The following is a 19,823-nucleotide window of genomic DNA, read 5'->3' as shown; positions in this document are numbered from 1 at the left end:
TAAAAGTGAATAACTGAAGCCTTGGAGGCATTTCGTACAGCTATGTCTTGTCGTTTCATTGAGTAATATTATACTCTTATGAAACGTGATTGGCGATCGCCCTCAACACGAGGATAGGAGGCAACTGTCCCAGATTTGAGCTTCTTCTTTTTGAGATAGGAGCACAAGCTACCACTAGCCTGAGGTTTTTCTAGAGAAAAAGATAAGTCATCCCTTAGAACTTTTTCTAAACAGGTCAGTTCAGTTGCATGGTACTCTTTCTCTAGAAAATTGACTGACTCATCCCCTAGAACTTTTTCTGAGTCAGGGGATGCAGCTGTACTATCTTCTTTCTCTAGAAAACTGTCTGACCCATCCCTTAGAACTTTCAGGCAAGCTCTGATTTCGTCTACAGGTGCATCCCTCTCAATCATGCATTGCACCATACGAACCTTACCTCTAGGAAGAGAGAGCGAGCGTGATTTCCATGAACCGTCTTCTTTGACTTTGTAATTGTATCCCCAGTACCAGTGATTGAGATTATCTGGATCGCGTTCTACAACACGAGGATAGGATGCAATTTTACCGGATTTGAGCCGAACGTTTTTCAAGTAGCGGTATAAACTGCCACTGGAACTTGAGGTGACATGAATAATTGATTTCGGTGGTTGTTGAGTTTTTTCTAGAGAAAAGGGTTTTTCATCCCTTAGAACTGCTGAAGGCTCATCATCCACACTCATGTAAGCTCCTTGCCAAGACGTGATGCTTACGTCTTCCTTCTTCTCGATCCCATCGCAGTTTTTAGTAGACCGATTGTTTATTTTTTCCTCAACATCACTCTCATTAGTTCCTCGTTCTCGATTAAGCGACGGCGAGTTAGAGACTTCGACTTCTACAAGTCTCAAGTTTTGGGTGGAGTTAAATTCCCACTCAAAACCTCCTGTTAAGAGCTCCTTGTTAAGAGTTCCCTCGTTAAATGAGACTGTTAAAGTAGAGGATTGTTTGTCAATTAACAGTTGTGACTTGAGGATGCCGTTAGAGCTTGAAGACGGAGTAGCGGCTTCTTGAATCTTTTCTCTTGAATAAAGATGTTCATCCCTTAGAACTTTTTCAGATGCATCAAAAGTATTGCGATACGGCTGAAGCCGTAAAGCCAGGGGCTTATCGCGTTGCGTTTCCTGTTGTCCAACCACACGGAGTGCAGTTGCCTCAAAGCTCCACTTTGAGCAAGCCTGTTCTTCTAAAACGGACTTGGCAATATACGAGCGCTCGCCCCCCTTGAGCGTTTCGGGATCGCATACCTTGAGCTTTCCCCCAGAACTATTTTTCAGCTTTAACTTTGACTCATCGCTAAAGCTTTCAGGTGCTTTCCAAGTTAGCCCAGGTGGGATGAAACGTGTTAACCGGACTAGCAATTCTGGTTCAATCGGAACGGGTATTGATTTTCCATCCCACAGAACCAAAATGAGGGGTAAATATGCGTCCAAAAACAGCTGTTCTCTTGTCAGCTGTATGGTTCCCTCAATTGTGGCATCCTTTAGGCGAACGCGATAAGCCAAAGGCTTAACGGCTGAAGCCGTATCGCCCACTGTCCACAAATCATCTGGATCGGGGGGTTCGTCTCCCCACTCGGAGTTATCTAACCAACCGCGAACAATAAACCATTGCTGCTGAACTACATTTGCAATCATCAAACTGACTCCAAGTTCTTAATAATTCCATAGGACTTGTCAAAGAACACCGTTGCCGTACCCGTAGAGCCATGCCTTGACTTACCAACAATCAGTTCTAAAATTCCTTGTAAATCCGTATTGGGGTTGTAGTACTCATCTCGATAAGCAAAGATGATATTGTCTGCCACCATCTCCAAAATTCCTGACTGGCTCAGATCGCTCATCATTGGGCGCTTGCACTGCCGGTTATCAACTCCTCTGGAAATTTGAGAGAGTGCGAGTACGGGAACGTCCAATTCCCCTGCTATCTTGTAAAGTCCCCTCGCCACATCCCCTAGTTCGTAGCTGCGGTTACCTCCACCTTTAAAGTCCTGTGCTGCCATCATTTGGAGGTAATCAACAATCACCAACCCCAGCTGACCCTCTTTTGCTTTAATCTGACGGCACTCGGAAGCAATTTGGGAAACTGTAATTCCCCTCGAATCATTGATATAGAGCGGTAAATCTGTAGCTACACCGCTAATTTTGGCAATGCTGACAATCTCCCAGTCAGCTAAGGGAAGATCGCCAGAACGGTGTTTGCGGATGCGATAAGCCGGAGGCTTAACGGCTGAAGCCGTATCGCACTTCAAAGGAACCAAACCCAGGTACTGGTATGCTGGTGTCACGCTCATCAAACTCCACAATCTGTATTCCAACTGCTTTTTGGTCATTTCTAGAGAGAAAATGACCACAGGTAGATTGTGGAGGAGTATCATTTGAAGAGCTAGGAATAAGGAGACAAAGCTTTTCCCCATTGACGGCCTGCCAGCAAGTATGGTAAGGTGTCAACCCTCAAACCCCACGATTAACTTATCCAACTCGTGAATTCCCGTGCGGTAGATGGGGGTGATGGACTCTATTTCCGAGTAAGCGTTCACAGCAATCGTGCTGTTGTGTTCGGTGTTTGAGCTAAAAGTTTGATGGGAAAGAGAAAAGATTTTTTGTTCCGAGCGATCGAGTATGGTGGGTAACTCCGTTTGGGTTTCGTATCCGAGTTCGATAATTTCAGCGCCAACTTTAATCAACTGACGCCTGAAGTATTTCTCCATCACCAGTTCTGCTAGGGCGTCGATATTGACAGCCGATACCGTGCGGTCTACCAAAGTTGCTAGCTTGTTTCTACCACCAACTGCAACGAGTAAGTTGCGATGCAAGAGCCAGTTGATAACCGAAAGCAAATCTGTGGGTTTGCCCTGACCGTACAATTGCAGCGTTGCTCGATAAATCTCTCTGTGAGAACTGATGTAGAAGGCTTCGGGAACGAGACGATCCGAGATTCTGGCGATCGCATCCCTTAGAACTTTCAGGCAAGCTCTGATTTCGTCTACAGGTGCATCCCTCTCAATCATGCGTTGCACCATACGAACCTTATCTCTAGGAAGAGAGTGCGATTTTGATTTCCATGAATCGTCTTCTTTGACCTTGTAATTGTACCCGAAGCATACTCCCAGATCCGAAGCGATCGTTTGGTTAAACGATCGCTTGCGGGAAGCTACAACAGAGTACGTGTATTACCAAGTCGAATGCTCCACCACCCCCCTTTTGAAAACCAGGAGAGAAGTCATACCACGAGTGTTCATCTATATTAATGATGTGTCCTGTGCCTTTCCACTTGCCATCTTTGGTGTTGGTTAATCCCAACTGCCAAGCGACTTCTTCTAAGGGGAGGTCTCGCAACTGGTCAAGCTGAGTCCGCAGTTGCTGGTTTTCTGCTGACAACTTCTGAATCCGTTGTTGCAACAATTCCTGCTCTTTCACCAACCGAAGGGCGGTTTCTTCCATCTCGCTTTTCTTTTTCACTGCCCTATCCCTATCAGCAGCTTTGGCTGTCAGTTGTTCTGTTAATAGTTCTCCTAATTGAAGGTCTCGACCTTCCTCAACAATCTTGTAAAAGTCCTTAATATCCTGATGTTTGGTAACACTGCCTTTGATGCCACGAGAAGAATATACGACTCCCACGGGTGTGTTGCGGGTGAAGTTGGTTGATTTTATGGCACTGCGAGAGGGTTTCGGTATCGCTCGGTATCGCCAAAATGTCTTGGGTGATGGATTTAATCAACGCAATATTACAGTTGTGATGGTTGGCTACCGCAATCTTTCGATTCTGCCAATAGTAAGGGGAATTCCCCAGAAAGGAGCATCTAGCGATTTGGGGATGTTCTTGATGGTGAACAATTTTGTTCAAGATTGTGGTGCAGGACTATCCGCAGACGACCCCAAGGTGGTGTCTGTGTTGGTTGAGGCGGGTGCAAGTTGTGATGATATTAAGCATCAATCACAACCTTTGCGCTCGGATGAGCGATACAGGTTAAAACAAATTCCGCAGAGCGATCGCTTTCTTGGAGTCCATCAGGTTCTTTTTCATAATTTACTTCTCCAGAAATAAGTTTTTGCTTGCAAGCTCCACAAACTCCCATCCGGCAACCACTGCTAAGCGAGATACCTTCTTGTTCTGCCAGTTCCAAAATTGATTCTTCCCCATCGCAGACTATCTCTTTGCCCGACTTGGAGAAGACCACAGTTGCTTGCGAGGGTGTCGAGGTTGGGGAAGGTTCTTTAGAAGAAGCAACCGACGAGGTAGGTGCAACATTATTTTCATTTGATATGGTAGCTTCTGGTAGCTTTTTCTCCTTATTCGACGAGCCAAAACTTTCTTGATAGTAGTTCTGCATTGGGAAGTCAAGCTTTTCTAGCATAGTTTTAACCGCCTGCATGAAATTATCTGGTCCACAGACGTAAACTGTGCGCTCTCGAAAATCAGACGCTACGCTAGTCAGCGTAAATTCATTCAATCGACCCCTGTAACCGGGCCAAACTTCCCCCGCTTCTAACTGAGTAATAGTAATGGCTAACTTAAAATTAGGATATCTTGCCGTCATTAACTCCAACTCCTCTCGAAAAATGATATCGCCAGGAGTACGAGCGCTATAAATAAAGAAAACATCCACATCAGATGCCGTATCACAAATCCACCGAGACATTGACATCATCGGTGTGATACCACTACCCGCAGAAATGAGCAACAATTTCTGAGAAGGATTAGCAAAACAGGTAAAATTTCCCATCGGACCGCTAAATTTTATTTCACTGCCCATTTGAATGCGATCGTGCAACCAATTAGAAACTAAACCTTCAGGAATGCGCTTAACAGTAATTTCTAAAGTATGAGGGCGTGAAGGGGTGGAAGAAATGGAATAGGAACGCATCACTTGTTGTCCGCTGATTTGCAAATCAAGTGTGATAAACTGCCCCGGTTGGTAAGTGAAAAGTACTGGTGGTTCTGCCACAAAGCGAAAAGTTTTTACATCCTTGGTTTCATCAATCGCTTGTACGCAGCGAACGCTTAAATTCCCTTCTGTCCAACGATTGATAGATGTTGGGTTGAGCATAGCCAGCGGCATATATTGGTTGGGAGAAACAGAGAGATTCCCAGTCAGAGCCGCTAGTATATTATCTCCTTCTTCTGGTGTAATCCGATACTTTCGTTTTAAGGCTCGAATTTGCTTGCTTTTTCTTTGGAACGCTTGCTCTAGAGACATCCCGCTTTCTACTAACTCTAAAAGTAGTAAATTGAGGGCGTAACAATAATTAGAAATTCTTAACTGGGTTTCACGATTTCTTTTTTGATTTGGGTCGAGCAAATCTGGATTTTCAATTCCCAACTCTGTCAAAATTGTATAATGTTCTGATTCATTAATCTCTAGTTTTTGACGCAAATCCTGAAGAATTTCTAAACTACTAGAAGCGTTCGTATTCCCAGCTTCTAAAGCTTCTTCCAAAACACCTTTATATACTTGTAATCTTTCCTGCTGAGTAGCATTAGGTAGAACTTTCGCTAACACATAAACTTCATCTGGTTTTAAATTATCTAACGAACGACCTTCGAGAAATTGGGAAAAGTCTAGGGTCATCTTTTTCAGTTGACGCCGTAATTTATCCACAAGGCTTTCCCTCGTATACTTTTCGGCGCTACGACCCCAAGTTCGGTAAAGCCAAAGAGTGCTGACGAGAATTACTAAGGCATTAAATGCTAGTTGTACGGGTGTAGAGAATCGGATAATTTCTGGGCGACCTCCATAAATAAAGAAGATATTGAAAGAGACAAATGTACATATTGAAAAAACTCTGTGTAATACTTCCAACTGAGTGATATTTGGATTTTTCTTTCTTAAATAAGCTTTGTAGGCTTTTTCTAGTTGGCGGCAAATTACGTAACTAATGACTACCCCAAAAGCCAGAGTAACGGGAGCAGCAATAATTTTTGGGATGGGAATCGCGCGATCGCGGATGTAAAAACCTGGGGTAAAAAGGGAAGCTAACTGATTTGTTTCATGAGTCCAAACTCCAGAGTAGTAATAATCAAAGTTGCCAGAGTATAAGAAGTAATAAATAAAGTAGCTTGTCACTAATCCTAAATAGCCGTATTGGATTAATTTCCGACCAGGTTGGGTAAGACTGTCCCAATAAGTACGTTCGGCATCAATATCCAAGCAGGGGGATATGCAATTGATACAGGCACTTTTCTCTTCACCTGTCGTTTCATCTATGGTGCGGCACATGGACTGGGTAATGCTTTTTGATGGGGCTTTGTGGGCTTCACTACCTAATAATCCTCTTGGCCCGGTAAAGACCATTTGAACTATATTAAAAGGGCAGACATAATGACACCAACTGCGACCGTCGTACAGGAAAACCATTGCGATCGCTAAAGAAATTGTTAGGAGGAGAAACAGACCTAAAACAGGGCGTGCTGAATTGACAAAGAGAATTCTGGCGTTTAATCCGATAAAGAAAAAACCAAATTGGAGATAGAGATGATTTTTGTTAAGCCAGCTATTTTCCTCAATATTTAGTTTTGGCTGTAAACCCAAGGCGCGAGGAATCTGCGATAGAAAATAAAGAGGACAAATCCGCCGCCAAGTTTCATGACCAAAAACTAAAACAAGCATAATAGCACTGGGTATTACCATACCCCAAAAAATTCTTGTTCCCATTGGGTAGAGTGCTTTTACATCAAGGCATTTTCCTTGCACGAGTACGCATACATTAACATCTCGAAAAGGACTGATTAGGTTATTTGGATCTGTTAGATGTTGGGAAATAGGGTCATAAAATAAAGAGGCGATTAATATTAACCAACCGATGACTAGCACCCATCTGACGGAGTGCATGGTTTTTTCTGAAACTTTGCTAAGCATTTGTTTGACTCCTGCTAAATTTTTCCTCGCAGCACAGCTAAATCTTCCTCATCCAGTTCTGTTAGCATCCCACTGCGAAACAGTTCAGCAAACGCTTCATTTGGCACCATAATCGTCAGGGTATACAAGCGACTTTTCCCCATGTTTTCGATTGTATGAATTCCAGTTGGAGGCACCAAAAGACTATCACCTGCCTGAATTGGTATCGTCTTGCCATCACAAGTTGCCCGTCCTTCTCCTTTGAGGATGAAAAACATTTCCGCCGCGTACATATGTCGGTTGGGAGGTGTCTTTCCACCAACATCGAAGATTTCGACGCAGCAGGTAAATGAGACCTTATCTTTCAGCGGAGCGAAGGCGATCGCCTACTGAAAGTCAGCTAACTTGAGCCATAAATCTATCCAGATCGGTGATGAAATTTTGTTTTTCTGCGGCACTCAGAAACGAGGCTTGAAAGGAATTTTTAACCAGTTTGTAAATATCATCTTGGCTTAAATTTAGCCCAGCTTGAGCTACCGCGATGTTTTCGGCAATATAACCGCCAAAATAAGCAGGGTCATCAGAATTTACAGTGGCACACAAGCCCAAATCAATCAACTGCTTGAGGTTATGTTCTGCTATTGAGTTGAAAACTCGCAATTTGACATTAGACAGCGGGCAAACCGTTAGGGGAATCTGTTTATCCACAAGATATTGCACCAGTTGCGGGTCTTCTATACAGCGAACGCCGTGGTCAATGCGGGATACCTTGAGCAGATCGATCGCTTCCCATATATATTCTGGCGGTCCTTCTTCACCAGCATGGGCAATGCTTAAAAAGCCCTCTGAGCGTGCTTTGTCAAAGACTTCCTTGAATTTTGACGGTGGATTTCCTAACTCAGAGGAATCTAAGCCTACAGCTACGATCCGATCTTGAAATGGCTTTGCCTGTTGCAGTGTCTCCATTGCTGCCTCTGCACTCAAATGGCGCAAGAAACACAAAATCAGTTTGGATGAGATTCCTAAGTGTTGGTGTCCATCTTGCAACGCTTGATGGATACTGTTAAACACCGTCTCAAAAGAGACTCCTCGCTGAGTATGGGTTTGAGGATCAAAAAATATTTCGACATGCCGTACATTTTGGTTAGCAGCCCTTTGCAAGTAAGCCCAAGTAAGGTCATAAAAATCTTGCTCGTAAAGCAATGCACTAGCACCTGCGTAGTAGATATCTAAAAAAGACTGCAGGTTTTGGAAGTTATATGCTTTGCGTGCTGACTCCACGGAATTATAAGGCAGTTTGATGTCATTACGCTGAGCAATTTCAAACATCAGCTCCGGTTCCAAGGTGCCTTCAATGTGAATGTGCAATTCTGCTTTTGGAATGCTATAAATGAAAGATTTCATTTCAGTTCTCCGTTCTCACCTTGTTAGCGAATCTCGCAGGCAGCAAGACACAAAGGTTTGCCCATGTTCTTCTCGAAGTATAACGCCTACATATACGCGCACCAGCCGTTGTTGCACTTGCTGCGCGAATAGGCGTTAGTGTTGTCGAGATCCGACTCGTCGCGGCAATTGCCGTTTACATCGCCACCCAAGTCCATGACAAGGGTAGAGTATTGACTCTGAACCCTTATCAGCTTTGCTACTTAAAACATAAACAAAGCTCTGTTTAAGATATAGGTGTAAGCAAAATTAACTTATTCACCTCTGTTCTTGCACCTATCCGTAGAAACCAGTGTATTGTTAAAAGCAGCGTACTAAAGCTACAGTCTTTTTATTGACTTTTCTTTATAAAATAGAGGTTTCTAGATTAATACTGTGTATGAAAAATTTTCTTTTTATTTTTTGAAAAATTTCCCGACCAAAAAATTTTTAGGATAGTCAATTACAAATAATGATAATTATTGAGGGGGGAGGGAAGTGGTCGTCGTCGGCGACCACTTCCCTCCATGTAATTTCAGATATCAAGATGAGGTAGAGGCAGATCCCTTCGGGATCTGCCTCTACCTCGTCGTTGATTATCATTACATTTGGTAACATAGCTGTGTTTTTTTCCACCTACTTACTTATGCGAAAATTAAACAACCTTCGTATGCTGAAAAAACAAATGAAACCATCCTTTGTTGAGTAAACTCAAGTCAGTTAGTTTAACTGATATAGGAAGGCTCAACTTGGAAGTTAAAGCAGCAGTGGCTCGCGGTGCCAAGCAACCGCTAACGATAGAAACCGTTCAACTTGATGGTCCTGGTGCAGGGGAAGTGATGGTTGAAATCAAAGCGAGTGGTGTTTGCCACACCGATGCATATACCCTTTCTGGTGCAGACCCTGAAGGTTTATTTCCGGCAATTTTGGGACATGAAGGTGCTGGGGTAGTTGTAGAAGTTGGGGAAGGTGTCACGAGTGTTAAGCCTGGTGACCATGTGATTCCTTTATACACGCCAGAATGTCGCCAGTGCGAATATTGTTTGAGCATGAAAACAAATCTTTGTCAAGCAATTCGTACAACACAAGGGCGTGGAGTGATGCCCGATGGCACCAGCCGCTTTTCAATTGACGGGCAGATAATTCACCATTACATGGGGACATCTACATTTGCCAATTATACAGTTTTGCCAGAGATAGCCGTAGCAAAAATTCGTGAGGACGCACCTTTTGATAAAGTTTGTTATATCGGTTGTGGTGTAACAACAGGTATTGGTGCTGTTATCAATACAGCTAAAGTAGAACCAGGAGCCAATGTTGTGGTTTTTGGTTTGGGTGGTATTGGCTTAAATGTCATCCAAGCTGCAAGGATGGTAGGAGCCAATGCGATCGTGGGAGTCGATATTAATCCTAAGAAGAAAGCTTTGGCAGAAAAGTTTGGCATGACTCATTTCGTCAATCCAAAAGAAGTTGAGGGCGACCTAGTTCCCTATCTTGTTGATTTAACTAAGGGTGGTGCTGATTACAGCTTTGAATGTATCGGCAATGTAAACGTCATGCGTCAAGCATTAGAATGTTGCCATAAAGGTTGGGGTGTCAGCGTCATCATTGGTGTTGCAGGTGCAGGTCAGGAAATTAGTACTCGTCCGTTTCAACTCGTGACTGGGCGAGTCTGGAAAGGTTCGGCATTCGGTGGGGCGAGAGGGCGTACTGATGTGCCAAAAATTGTGGATTGGTATATGCAGGGCAAAATTAACATCGACGATTTAATTACTCATGTTATGCCAGTGGAACAAATTAATGACGCTTTGCATTTGATGCATGAAGGCGAATCCATTCGTAGTGTAGTGACTTTTAATTAAATGTAGGGTGGGCAGTGCCCACCATTTGACTATTTGGGCATTTAGTATTGCGGCTAAATCCTGGTGGGATATGGCTGACAGGAGCAGGCAAGCGTAAGCTAAAAATCATCAAAAATAGACAGATATGGGCTATAAACAAAAAGTCTGTGGGAGCATCCCATTTTGGCGCATTGCCCTCAGAATAGAATTCTGGACGGCAGACGCTTCAACGGGGGGAACCCCCGCAACGCGCTGCCTCGGCTATACAAGCAAAGCCTGCCTTCGCAGGCTCAAGGAGCAGTCCTTGCCTTGCGGACTTTGTTTGTATAGCCGCGATTACGAACATCGCAGGCGTGTTTTTTCCAAATTGGGATGCTCCCAAATCTGTTGTGTTTATTTCCGGTAATTTCTTTTAAAAGCTCCATCTCACAAAGCTCTTTAATCAACTTGTTTGCATTAGGATCTGCCCATATTATTGATTTCGTTAATAAGGAATCATCTGTAAGGCTATATTATCAAAATTACTTATTTTCGTTCATAAAGATTTTCGAGTTAAGATCGATGGTAAACTATAGCGTCTAATTTAGGGATTGGCGATTAGGGATTGGGGATAAGACATTTGCCAATCTTCAATCCCGCCTTAACTAAAGTACAGATTCATCCGCGTTCGTCTGCGTTCATCTGCGGTTCCATAACTTTATATAAGAAATACTAATCAATAAATAAGAATTAATTATGTCAAAAGTTTGAAGCCATAATTAAAAATTACAGAGAGAATAGAGAAAATTCTATGGTTTGCACTTCAACCGCCTTTTCCGGGCGGTTTTCTCTAATACCTTTGCGGATTATGGTTGAGCGGGTTTCCATGTACCGTGGAAACTGTGGGGAATAACACTTGGTAATTCCAATTTGCACGCAGGTTCTTCGTCTAAACGATCTGCATTATAAACCCAAACTTCACTGCGATCGCATGGCAGCGCCGCCGTACCCGGCTTATCGCAATTCCCATCATACACAACTGTCATGACCCAACCTTTGTCAGGATTTTGGGCATCAGGAGCGTAAATTGCTTCGGAACAGTAGCGGTTTTCACCACCATCACCAACTGTCAGGGTATCACTTTTGTGGTCAAAACGGGCGATCGCACCGAAGATTTCTTTTCGAGAATCGACTCCGGAACGATGTACTGTGAGATAAGTTTGATGGCTAGTTTGTCCTTGGTCTTGTGGCGGTACAATTGGAAACTCACAATGACGATCCATAATTTCTGTCATTGCTTTAACTTTACCCGTCAGAGGATCGAGACACATTCTCCATAATGTGCTAACTGCCAAGGTATGAGTTTCTCCCGTTGCGACTTCCCTTAAAAACTGGTTAGTCTGAAAATCTGGATACCTAACCATATCCACAATAACCGCTCCACTAGCATCTACATAACCGTTAGCAAAATGCCACTGATACCAAGGTTCAGCTTCACCCCGACTCACCACTTGCAGTGTGTGGCGGTCAACGACTAAAATTTGAGTTCCTTTGTTTGCTTGCCACTCTAAACAATGACCAAAATCGCTCAATCCTATGACAGTAGGTAAAAGGTTAAGCCGCACGGGGGGAAGACAAAAGACAAGATATTGCCCCGCAAGAACAAAATCATGGACTAATGGCACTCCCTCTAGAACGTGAGATGCTTTTTGCACAATTTTACCCGTGCGCTCGCTTCTATAAATATTGAGCGTTGCATTTAATCCTGGAGTGATGCCAAAGTTAAAAATTTCCCCCGTCTGAGGATCGCGCTTGTAGTGAGCAGAATAAGGCATTCCCACCGTTAAACCACCTAAATCATCTTCACCAAAAGTTGCCAAATTCTGCAAATCGAGACTGTAAGGTTTACCTCCTTCCCACAATGCCAAAAGTTTATCAGGTAGTGCTAACACACTAGTGTTAGCTGCATTCTTAATTGGTTTCAACCATTGATTCCATATCGGTCCGGGTGCAGTCATGCCATAATTGCCATAAAGCAACCGATCTTTTGCTTCCTCTTCTTGATAACCAGCGGTTTGTACGTAGCGGTATAGCCCAGTTGCACCTGAGTCCGTAAAATGTACGGCAAGAATCGCTCCATCACCATCAAACCAATGCCCCATATGAAGACCGCCACGTTCCAATCTTGCAGGACCATTACGGTAGAGCGTACCTCGCAAACCTGTAGGAATATTGCCAGACACAATTTGCAGTTGCGTTGGTGGAAATTGCTTTGCAGGTTGAGCTAGGGCTTTTGCCCAAGCTTTTTTTGTTGACTTTTTTTTGTCAATAGTTTGCATGAATTGCTCTTAACTGTACTAACATCCAGAGTAGAGATATGACTACTTGTATTTTATCAATCAAATAGGATTACTATAGACTAATTATTGTGGCACGTCTGGGACATGACTTCATCCAAGAGCAAGAGAAGATACTATACATTTTGGATTGAAAAAGCCTTACTTAGATTTGATTTTACCCAACTATGCTGTCGCCAATAGTTATTGTGGTATGAGATTGTATATTCATAAACTCCTGAACTAGTTCTAAGAGCAGATCTAAACGAAAATTATTAACTAAATCTGTCAGGGCTTGAACCAAAGATGCTTGGTTTTCCGGAATTTGCTCGATTAATTCTAATACTCTTTCGTCATTCGCACACAACACTGCACGGTGTAGCTGTGCTATCCACTCAGGAGGCATAACACTTAGATCCTCGACTGTGAGTTGCTCGAAAGTGACTGTCGGTTGGGCTAAAGTCAGAAGATTTTCGTCTTCATAGATATAACGCACTCCTAAATGCCGAGCTATTATGTCAAATAATTGTGCTTCTTGAAAAGGTTTATGTAAAAAGTCATCGCAGCCTGCAGATAAAATTTGCGATCGCTCTTCTTCAAATGCACTCGCAGTTAAGGCAATAATAACAGTAGACTGACCTTTGTTTGTTGCTTTAATTTTTTTAGTCACCTCATAGCCACTCATGAGTGGCATTCGCATATCCATCCAAATGAGATGCGGTTCCCAAGTTGACCACAAGGCAAAAGCTTCAGTACCGTTCGCTGCTTGGTACACTTGAAATCCCAATGGTTGGAGCAATTGAACGAGTAGCAGGCGACTTTCTTCTACATCATCAACAACTAAAATGCTGTAGATAGGTTGGTTGGGTTGAAGCCCAATAACTCGTTTGCCAGTATATGAGGTTTTTTTATCGTCAACAGTGGTTTTGCTAACAAGTATATCAAATGTCACAGTTGTTCCCTGACCGACTTGGCTGTTGACGACGATATCGCCCCCCATGAGTCGCACATATTCTCGGCTAATAGGTAAACCCAAACCCGTTCCTTGCATGGATTGACGACCTGTTTCTGTTTGACAAAAGGGGTCAAATAAAGTATCTATCTCATGTGGTGCAATGCCAAAGCCAGTATCTTCGACTGTAAAATTGATTCTGTATTGGGGATTTGCGATCGAGGACAAGAAATTATCAGTTTTCAATTGCAAATTTCGAGTTTCCAAACTGACAAAGCAACTAACACTGCCTTTTTTAGTAAACTTAATGGCGTTTTCTAATAAGTTAATCAAGACTTGCCGCAACTTACTTTCATCAGTTCGCACATATTGGGGAACATTTGCTGCTCGTTCAAAGATGAAATATAAACCTTTAACAGTCGCTTTAAACTTGAGCATCTCTTCTATATCCTGAAGTAGCTCAAACAAGTCAAAGCTATTTTCATTGAGAGTCATTTGACCCGCTTCAATTTTAGATATTGACAAAATATCGTTAATTAGATTTAGTAAATGCCCTCCACTCCGATTGATAATTTGTAGCTGTTCTTTGTGGTCGGGAGACAGAGAATGACTGCGAACCATCATTTGACTAAAGCCAAGAATAGCGTTCAGTGGTGTTCGCAGTTCGTGGCTCATATTTGATAGGAAGCGACTTTTGGCGATTGATGCTGCTTCGGCTTTGGAGAGTGCTTGGTGTAGGGCAATTTCAGTTTGTTTGCGATCGCTAATGTCCTCAAGTATATAAGAAAATCTCGGACGACCGTTAAGACCGATTGCGATTGGGCAAACGCTAACAGAGAACCATTTAGAATCAGCAGGAGTTTCGTGAATATACTCAAATCTCACGGGTGCTTGAAGATTGCTAGCCTTGCGGTAATGCTCCATCCATAGTTGTCGGGTGGCTTGCGATGCGCCCATGTCGCTGCTGAACCGATTTTTCATCTGTTTGGGAGTCGTACCAAAGAACTGAGCCGATTTTAGGTTATCAGAAAGATGCAAAATATCATTGTCATACAGTTCAACAATACCCATCATCATTGAGCTACTATTGAAAAAGCTACGAAGTGTTGATTCGCTTTGCCGTAGGGCTTCTTCTGCAAACAGGCGATCGCTAATATCAACATAAGCTATTGCCACACCATACCCAGGAAGCGGAATCGGTGCAGCCGTAACGCTAATCCACGTAATCTTACTATTTGGTTTGACAATTCCCGTTTCTACATTTTCCACAACTCGTTGTTCTGTGAGCGCTCTTACGCTAGCAAACTCGGACGGTAACATGGGAGTTCCATCGGGACGAAGGCTAACCCACTCAGAAGCGTCATATTTACGCGCCGTATGTTCTGAGGTAGATATACCTAAAATCTTCTCAGAAGCTGGATTGGCTTCTAGCAAGTTTCCCAATTCATCAGTGATAGAGATACCAATAGGAAAGATGTCAAACAGGGTTTTGTATTTTGTTTGGCTTTCTTTTAACGCCTCCTCTATTTGTTTGCGATCGCCGATCTCTCGCTCTAGTTTGCGATTTGCTGCTGCTAATTGTGCGGGACTTGGAAGAGCAAGTGCCTTTGGCATCAACGACACAAGTTCAATAGCTGTATAAATTGAAATGATAGCAGTAATAGCTTTGATAAACCCGCTTAACCAATAAACGGGATACCAAAGCGTCCAAACCTCCATGATATGACTAGTGCCACAAGCAACAATAAATGTTCCAAATAGTAGAAACATTTGATTGAAGGGTAAGTCTTGACGCTTGCGGACAAAATATAATAAGGTTACTGGAATTGAATAATAAGCAAGCGCAATTAAACAGTCAGATAAAAGATGCAGCCCCACTAAATTTAGTTTCCAGAGATAGCAATGACCGTGAGGAATAAATTCTTTAGAAGTAAGAAAATTTTGTAAAAAGTTTAGCATTAAATCAATATGATAACACGCTTTGCATCGGAATGAAGGTAGCAAATTGTACTATGATTTGACTACCGGATTTTTACTGAAAATTATTTTTAGCAACCAATTTTTTGCCTTTCTTCAGTAACAACACACTACTCCCTGGGCGTGCTCTTATAATTACCTAAACCTGTAGGGTGGGCAGTGCCCACCATTACTATTGGTGGGCACTGCCCACCCTACAAAAATCTTGTAGTAAATTTTTGCAACATAGCCGAAAATATACCGTCACTACAAGTAGTGATTGTTTAAGTTTTGGCACCGGGAGTTGAATATATGAAATCAAAATATTAATGTTTTAGCTTTGCTAACTTTTTCTTCATCCCCAATCTAAGAGGTTGTTTAAAAAGTGGTTGGCTATGATTTTAGGTACTTATCGATCCCCCCTAGCCCCCCTTAAAAAGGGGGGAAAATACTGTTAAAGTGCAGTTTATCATTGATAATATATGGTAAAAATGGTTAAAATTAGCGTTAATATACGGTTAAAAGCAAACTATCGTTTCAAATGATAGGCAATTGCAACCCATTCATCCAATTGTTCTCTATCGATCGCTTCAAATCCAATTTCTGTAAAGCTTGCATTGACTGCATCCTCATAATCGGTATCAAAACCTGACGCAATCAACAGACCCGATGGCATTCTATCTCGATGCAAAGCTTGCCGATAATCTGGGGCAAGGGTAATGTGTATCCGAGCTAGGATATTAGCGGTAATCAGGTCAAAGGTTTGTGTTTCCTCAATAGTAGACACGCGATCGATAGTACCGATGCCCATCCAATGCCCCATTTCACTACCACGTCCCAAGCTTCCTCTCATAACTGTGACCTGTTGCTCTACTCCATTACGATTGACAGCATCTTGAGTGGATTCAACTGCAACACTGTCATTATCTACTGCCAAAACGTAGGCTCCAAGCTTTGCCATAGCAATACTCAAAATTCCCGAACCAGAACCAAGATCGAGAACTTTCATCTTCGGGACTACGTGGCGTTCGAGGAGTTGTAGATTAAGAATGGTTGTTGGATGTAAACCACTGCCGAATGCAAGATTTGTTTTGAGCCGTAAGACAATTTCGTCAGATGTAGGTGTATAAGGAACTTCCGGAGTCAGGACGACAAAGCGTTGCCCAATACGGTGAATTATAGGGTTAACTTCTCCCAACTGAGGTTTGTTCTGCACGACAACTTCTTGAAGAGGACTGCATAGTCCAGCCCGTTGCAAAGATAAAAGTGAATTCGCAATTTCTTCTATATATACATCGCTCGTTAGGTAGAGACGAATTGTAAACGCCCATTGTGGTTCTGGGGTCTCTGGATTAATTGGGAAGCTGGTATCAATATTAGTATATTTATTTACATAAATATCATCTGTGTAGTGAGTTGCAGCTAGCAGCGTACAAACCCAATCAACAGCCTCATGCGTAATGTTGAGGCTTAGTTCTACCCACGACATATTTTCTATCTTTTGTTTTAACTTATGCCTTATAATAAATCCATTACCCAACAATTAACAGTTCGCTCAACTTACTCTTCAAATCCGACGATGCGACTTTTTAGGCTTGGGGCTAGCCAACCCTCCGGGTCAGCAGTTGCTGTAGCCTGTGGAACCCGTCCACCGCACTGCTGACCATTCCGACGTTGTTTTGGGCAAGGTTGTTTGTTACCTTTCCTAAACCATTCGTGTTTGGGCGGTTGACGATATCTAGTTTTTCGATTTCTCCGGCTTCTTCTGAGTTGTTTTCTAGATGTCAGAGATTCATGAATCGCAAAACCTCTATGCCCAAGGTAGGCAGCAAATATGACTTCTCCTGATACATCGTTAACTAAAGCAATACCCGTTTTTTGGGAACCTGGGTCAATCTTTAATCGCAATGGCTGAACGTCTGATGGCAACAGTCACGGATTCGCCTAAAGAAGCACGTTCTGCTTCCGGTTTTAGGTATCCCCGTTCGTCTAACCAATCTCTGGGCATTTGCTCAATATCAATGTCAATGCTTGGTCGAACTCCTAACAGTCGCGGGTTACGCCCCATTTTAGGTCTACCGTTTTCCTCTGCCATGCCTCGATAATAGAGTTTTACCATCCGCCAATATTTAGCTAGAGCGCGATCGCTAAACTCATCATAAGGTAATTGATGTCTTGCTTTCAAACTCCTAATTTGCTTTATGATAACAAGAAAGATAAGGTTGCAAATTGAGCAGCAGTTGACTGTGTTGAATGGCAAATCATCTTAATGAACGGGGGGATAGCTTGTTATGCTGTGCGTGGATGATTTACTCAAACTAGATGCCTTTCGACAGCTTTCACCAAAGCAATTGGAATGGGTATGCGATCGCGTAGAACCCATCGATTTACGTCAGGGAGAAACTCTCATTCAAGAAGGCGATCTTGCTGACAGTACCACAGGCGTCTTTATCTTGGCTAAGGGAAGAATAGGCATTACTCGTTTGAGCGATGGCGTTGAAATGCCAATTGGTCAGCACAGTGCTCCTAATTTTTTTGGAGAAGTTCCGGTGTTGACGGAAGAACCGATGTCAGTAACTATGCGAGCCATCATAGATTGTAAGCTGTATAAACTGGCGGCGGCTGACTTCCTCTCTCTGTTACATGAATGTCGTGATTTTGAACGAGTTGTTTTCCGTACTTTTCAACGACGCTTGCGAGGTTTGGAGTCTTTTATTCGCACTCGTGAAAAGATGGCTGCATTAGGAACTCTAGCAGCAGGATTAGCTCATGAAATTAATAATCCAGCCGCCGCCCTAGTGCGATCGCTCAATGGAATGATTCCAGCAGTACGAGAACTAGAGCGAATGAACTTAATTTATGGACAACAACGTGCAGACTCCGAACACACTCAGCAATGGTTAGACGTAAGAGATGCTGGAGTCGCTTCTATTGTTAACGATTTGGTTGACCCCATCACGTTAAGCGATCGCGAAGACGAACTTTTAGAATGGTTAGAAAACTATGGAGTTGAGCAGGCGTGGAAACTAGCAACACCCCTAGCATCAGCAGGTATTAAGATAGAAGTTCTTGAGGAATTAACCCAACCTTGGCGAAATACAACTACAGAATTACGGGATATGGGAATTCGTTGGTTAGCACTATCATTTGAAGTCTCATCGATGATACGTAGCGGATTGCGCGGAGCTGAAAGGATAGATACATTGGTAAAGGCTATGAAATCCTACTCCTATCTTGACAGAGGCGCACAACAAATCATTGACATTCATGAAGGGGTAGAAGATACATTACAGTTGTTCTCCCACAAACTAAAAGAAGGTATTAAGGTCAAGCGTTCATACGATCCATCCCTTCCCAAAATCTCAGCTTATGGCAGTGAATTAAACCAAGTTTGGACAAATCTGATCGACAACGCCATAGACGCAATGAACGGTCGAGGTATTTTAGAAATTAAAACTATATCTAAAGGACATCGTGTCCTAGTTGAAATTATCGACTCAGGTTCAGGCATTCCTACGGATATACAATTCCGTATCTTTGAGCCATTCTTTACAACTAAACCTATGGGTAAAGGCTCGGGTTTAGGCTTGGAAACCGCGAGACGAATTGTGGAAAATCGACATCACGGAACTATTTTGGTTGACTCCGTACCTGGAAGAACCTGCTTTATTGTCTGCTTGCCTATCGATAAAAATACGTAAAATATGCTAGATTAATATTTCATCTAACGCTTTCATCGCTAAATGACGATAGTAGCTAACACTTTCTTGCGAAATGTACTGCTCGATTAAATTTTCAGCTTGGCGATCGTCTTCAATTCCATCAACTTCAATCAGCATCCGGCTATATCTTCTATTAGCCTCATGATTTTTTTGAGATAATTCCTTCACTAGCTGACTGAGATAACTGGAGTCTAAGCAGCGATTATCTTCTACCTTAATTCCTAATTGGTCTGCTAAATTCTCCACTAACAATTGATAGCGTTTATTCAGCGTTTCGTGACATTCCTCTAAAATATCAGCGTACAGATTTAAAGCTGTTAATTTATCGCTAATTGAGCTATCTTTACAATCTGCTAAAGCCTTTTCGATTTCTAGAATAGCTTCTTTGTAATTTCCTAGTTTGTGTAAAACACGAGCTACATCTACTTGAAAATAAGTAAATAGAGTATCCTCTGCTCCAATAACTTGGGCTAAAGATTTATATAAAGGTAGTGCTTCAGAATATCTTCCAAGTTTTTCAAGTATCAACGCTTTCCAAGAATCATACTTATTCTTTAAATAATCGTTTTCATCTTGGTTAGCTATAGTCTTGGAAAAATTGCTCACCACTTCCAGTGCTTCCTGATAATTCTCAGTTTGAAGATGCTTGTAGATAGCAGGAACTACAACTTGCTCAAAATCTCGATTGAGATTAGAATCTACTCTGTTTTGCTCTACGCGAGCGCTTACCATTTTTCAGCTACT

General features: G+C 42.6%; 11 protein-coding genes and 4 pseudogenes. 2 read left to right on the top strand and 13 right to left on the bottom strand.

What is annotated here, in order from left to right:
- Positions 1 to 68 precede the first annotated feature (68 nt).
- From ACKTT2_RS51805 to ACKTT2_RS51775, 7 genes and pseudogenes are all read right to left on the bottom strand, one after another.
- Positions 69 to 1,670 (bottom strand): hypothetical protein, encoded by a 1,602-nt coding sequence (locus ACKTT2_RS51805; RefSeq protein ID WP_407900921.1) that lies wholly within the window; start codon positions 1,668 to 1,670, stop codon positions 69 to 71.
- Positions 1,670 to 2,986, bottom strand: a pseudogene (locus ACKTT2_RS51800) (replicative DNA helicase); the annotation flags it as partial. The gene ACKTT2_RS51805 and the pseudogene ACKTT2_RS51800, both read right to left, overlap by 1 nt.
- A gap of 178 nt (positions 2,987 to 3,164) precedes the next feature.
- Positions 3,165 to 3,653 carry a hypothetical protein gene (locus tag ACKTT2_RS51795; protein ID WP_407900920.1) on the bottom strand — a complete coding sequence of 163 codons (489 nt, stop codon included), beginning with the start codon at positions 3,651 to 3,653 and terminating at the stop codon, positions 3,165 to 3,167.
- Positions 3,654 to 3,958: 305 nt separating this feature from the next.
- Positions 3,959 to 6,892: an FAD-binding oxidoreductase gene (locus ACKTT2_RS51790; protein ID WP_407900919.1), complete on the bottom strand. Its 2,934-nt coding sequence runs from the start codon at positions 6,890 to 6,892 to the stop codon at positions 3,959 to 3,961.
- A gap of 14 nt (positions 6,893 to 6,906) precedes the next feature.
- A pseudogene (locus tag ACKTT2_RS51785) lies at positions 6,907 to 7,257 on the bottom strand (cupin domain-containing protein); the annotation flags it as partial.
- A gap of 10 nt (positions 7,258 to 7,267) precedes the next feature.
- Positions 7,268 to 8,275 (bottom strand): adenosine deaminase, encoded by a 1,008-nt coding sequence (locus ACKTT2_RS51780; RefSeq protein ID WP_407900918.1) that lies wholly within the window; start codon positions 8,273 to 8,275, stop codon positions 7,268 to 7,270.
- Positions 8,276 to 8,361: 86 nt separating this feature from the next.
- On the bottom strand, positions 8,362 to 8,472 hold the full coding sequence (locus ACKTT2_RS51775; protein WP_407900917.1) for an NPP1 family protein: 111 nt from the start codon (positions 8,470 to 8,472) through the stop codon (positions 8,362 to 8,364).
- Positions 8,473 to 9,042: 570 nt separating this feature from the next.
- Here ACKTT2_RS51775 and ACKTT2_RS51770 point away from each other — a divergent pair.
- On the top strand, positions 9,043 to 10,155 hold the full coding sequence (locus tag ACKTT2_RS51770) for an S-(hydroxymethyl)glutathione dehydrogenase/class III alcohol dehydrogenase (protein WP_407901019.1): 1,113 nt from the start codon (positions 9,043 to 9,045) through the stop codon (positions 10,153 to 10,155).
- A gap of 824 nt (positions 10,156 to 10,979) precedes the next feature.
- Here the strand turns inward: ACKTT2_RS51770 and ACKTT2_RS51765 are convergent.
- The 5 genes and pseudogenes from ACKTT2_RS51765 to ACKTT2_RS51745 all read right to left on the bottom strand — a co-directional run.
- Positions 10,980 to 12,452 carry a carotenoid oxygenase family protein gene (locus tag ACKTT2_RS51765; protein WP_407900916.1) on the bottom strand — a complete coding sequence of 491 codons (1,473 nt, stop codon included), beginning with the start codon at positions 12,450 to 12,452 and terminating at the stop codon, positions 10,980 to 10,982.
- A 175-nt stretch (positions 12,453 to 12,627) separates the two neighbouring features.
- Complete coding sequence (locus ACKTT2_RS51760; RefSeq protein WP_407900915.1) at positions 12,628 to 15,360, bottom strand: PAS domain-containing hybrid sensor histidine kinase/response regulator; 2,733 nt, start codon at positions 15,358 to 15,360, stop codon at positions 12,628 to 12,630.
- A 526-nt stretch (positions 15,361 to 15,886) separates the two neighbouring features.
- The gene (locus tag ACKTT2_RS51755; RefSeq protein ID WP_407900914.1) at positions 15,887 to 16,846 is read right to left on the bottom strand and encodes a 50S ribosomal protein L11 methyltransferase; all 960 of its coding nucleotides are present in this window, start codon (positions 16,844 to 16,846) and stop codon (positions 15,887 to 15,889) included.
- An 89-nt stretch (positions 16,847 to 16,935) separates the two neighbouring features.
- A pseudogene (locus tag ACKTT2_RS51750) lies at positions 16,936 to 17,277 on the bottom strand (RRXRR domain-containing protein); the annotation flags it as partial.
- 1 nt (position 17,278) lies between these two features.
- Positions 17,279 to 17,476: pseudogene (locus tag ACKTT2_RS51745) on the bottom strand (Tse2 family ADP-ribosyltransferase toxin); the annotation flags it as partial.
- Positions 17,477 to 17,648: 172 nt separating this feature from the next.
- On the opposite strand from ACKTT2_RS51745, the gene ACKTT2_RS51740 reads away from it, so the two are divergent.
- A complete protein-coding gene (locus ACKTT2_RS51740; protein ID WP_407900912.1) occupies positions 17,649 to 19,058 on the top strand; it encodes an ATP-binding protein in 1,410 nt (469 codons plus the stop codon).
- Between the two features lie 6 nt (positions 19,059 to 19,064).
- Here the strand turns inward: ACKTT2_RS51740 and ACKTT2_RS51735 are convergent, their stop codons facing one another.
- Positions 19,065 to 19,811: a hypothetical protein gene (locus ACKTT2_RS51735; protein ID WP_407900911.1), complete on the bottom strand. Its 747-nt coding sequence runs from the start codon at positions 19,809 to 19,811 to the stop codon at positions 19,065 to 19,067.
- Positions 19,812 to 19,823 lie beyond the last annotated feature (12 nt).

The organism is Scytonema hankhaensis NUACC26 (assembly GCF_045865695.1).
GTDB lineage: Bacteria > Cyanobacteriota > Cyanobacteriia > Cyanobacteriales > Nostocaceae > Scytonema.
The sequence above is the reverse complement of the archived record's forward strand: the minus strand, read 5'-3'. Positions and strand labels throughout refer to the sequence as shown.

Coding starts and splice junctions, on each gene's coding strand:
- ACKTT2_RS51740 (WP_407900912.1), top strand. CDS start 17,649: ATGCTGTGCGTGGATGATTTACTCAAACTAGATGCCTTTCGACAGCTT.
- ACKTT2_RS51805 (WP_407900921.1), bottom strand. CDS start 1,670: ATGATTGCAAATGTAGTTCAGCAGCAATGGTTTATTGTTCGCGGTTGG.
- ACKTT2_RS51780 (WP_407900918.1), bottom strand. CDS start 8,275: ATGAAATCTTTCATTTATAGCATTCCAAAAGCAGAATTGCACATTCAC.
- ACKTT2_RS51775 (WP_407900917.1), bottom strand. CDS start 8,472: ATGGACTTGGGTGGCGATGTAAACGGCAATTGCCGCGACGAGTCGGAT.
- ACKTT2_RS51755 (WP_407900914.1), bottom strand. CDS start 16,846: ATGTCGTGGGTAGAACTAAGCCTCAACATTACGCATGAGGCTGTTGAT.
- ACKTT2_RS51765 (WP_407900916.1), bottom strand. CDS start 12,452: ATGCAAACTATTGACAAAAAAAAGTCAACAAAAAAAGCTTGGGCAAAA.
- ACKTT2_RS51760 (WP_407900915.1), bottom strand. CDS start 15,360: ATGCTAAACTTTTTACAAAATTTTCTTACTTCTAAAGAATTTATTCCT.
- ACKTT2_RS51735 (WP_407900911.1), bottom strand. CDS start 19,811: ATGGTAAGCGCTCGCGTAGAGCAAAACAGAGTAGATTCTAATCTCAAT.
- ACKTT2_RS51790 (WP_407900919.1), bottom strand. CDS start 6,892: ATGCTTAGCAAAGTTTCAGAAAAAACCATGCACTCCGTCAGATGGGTG.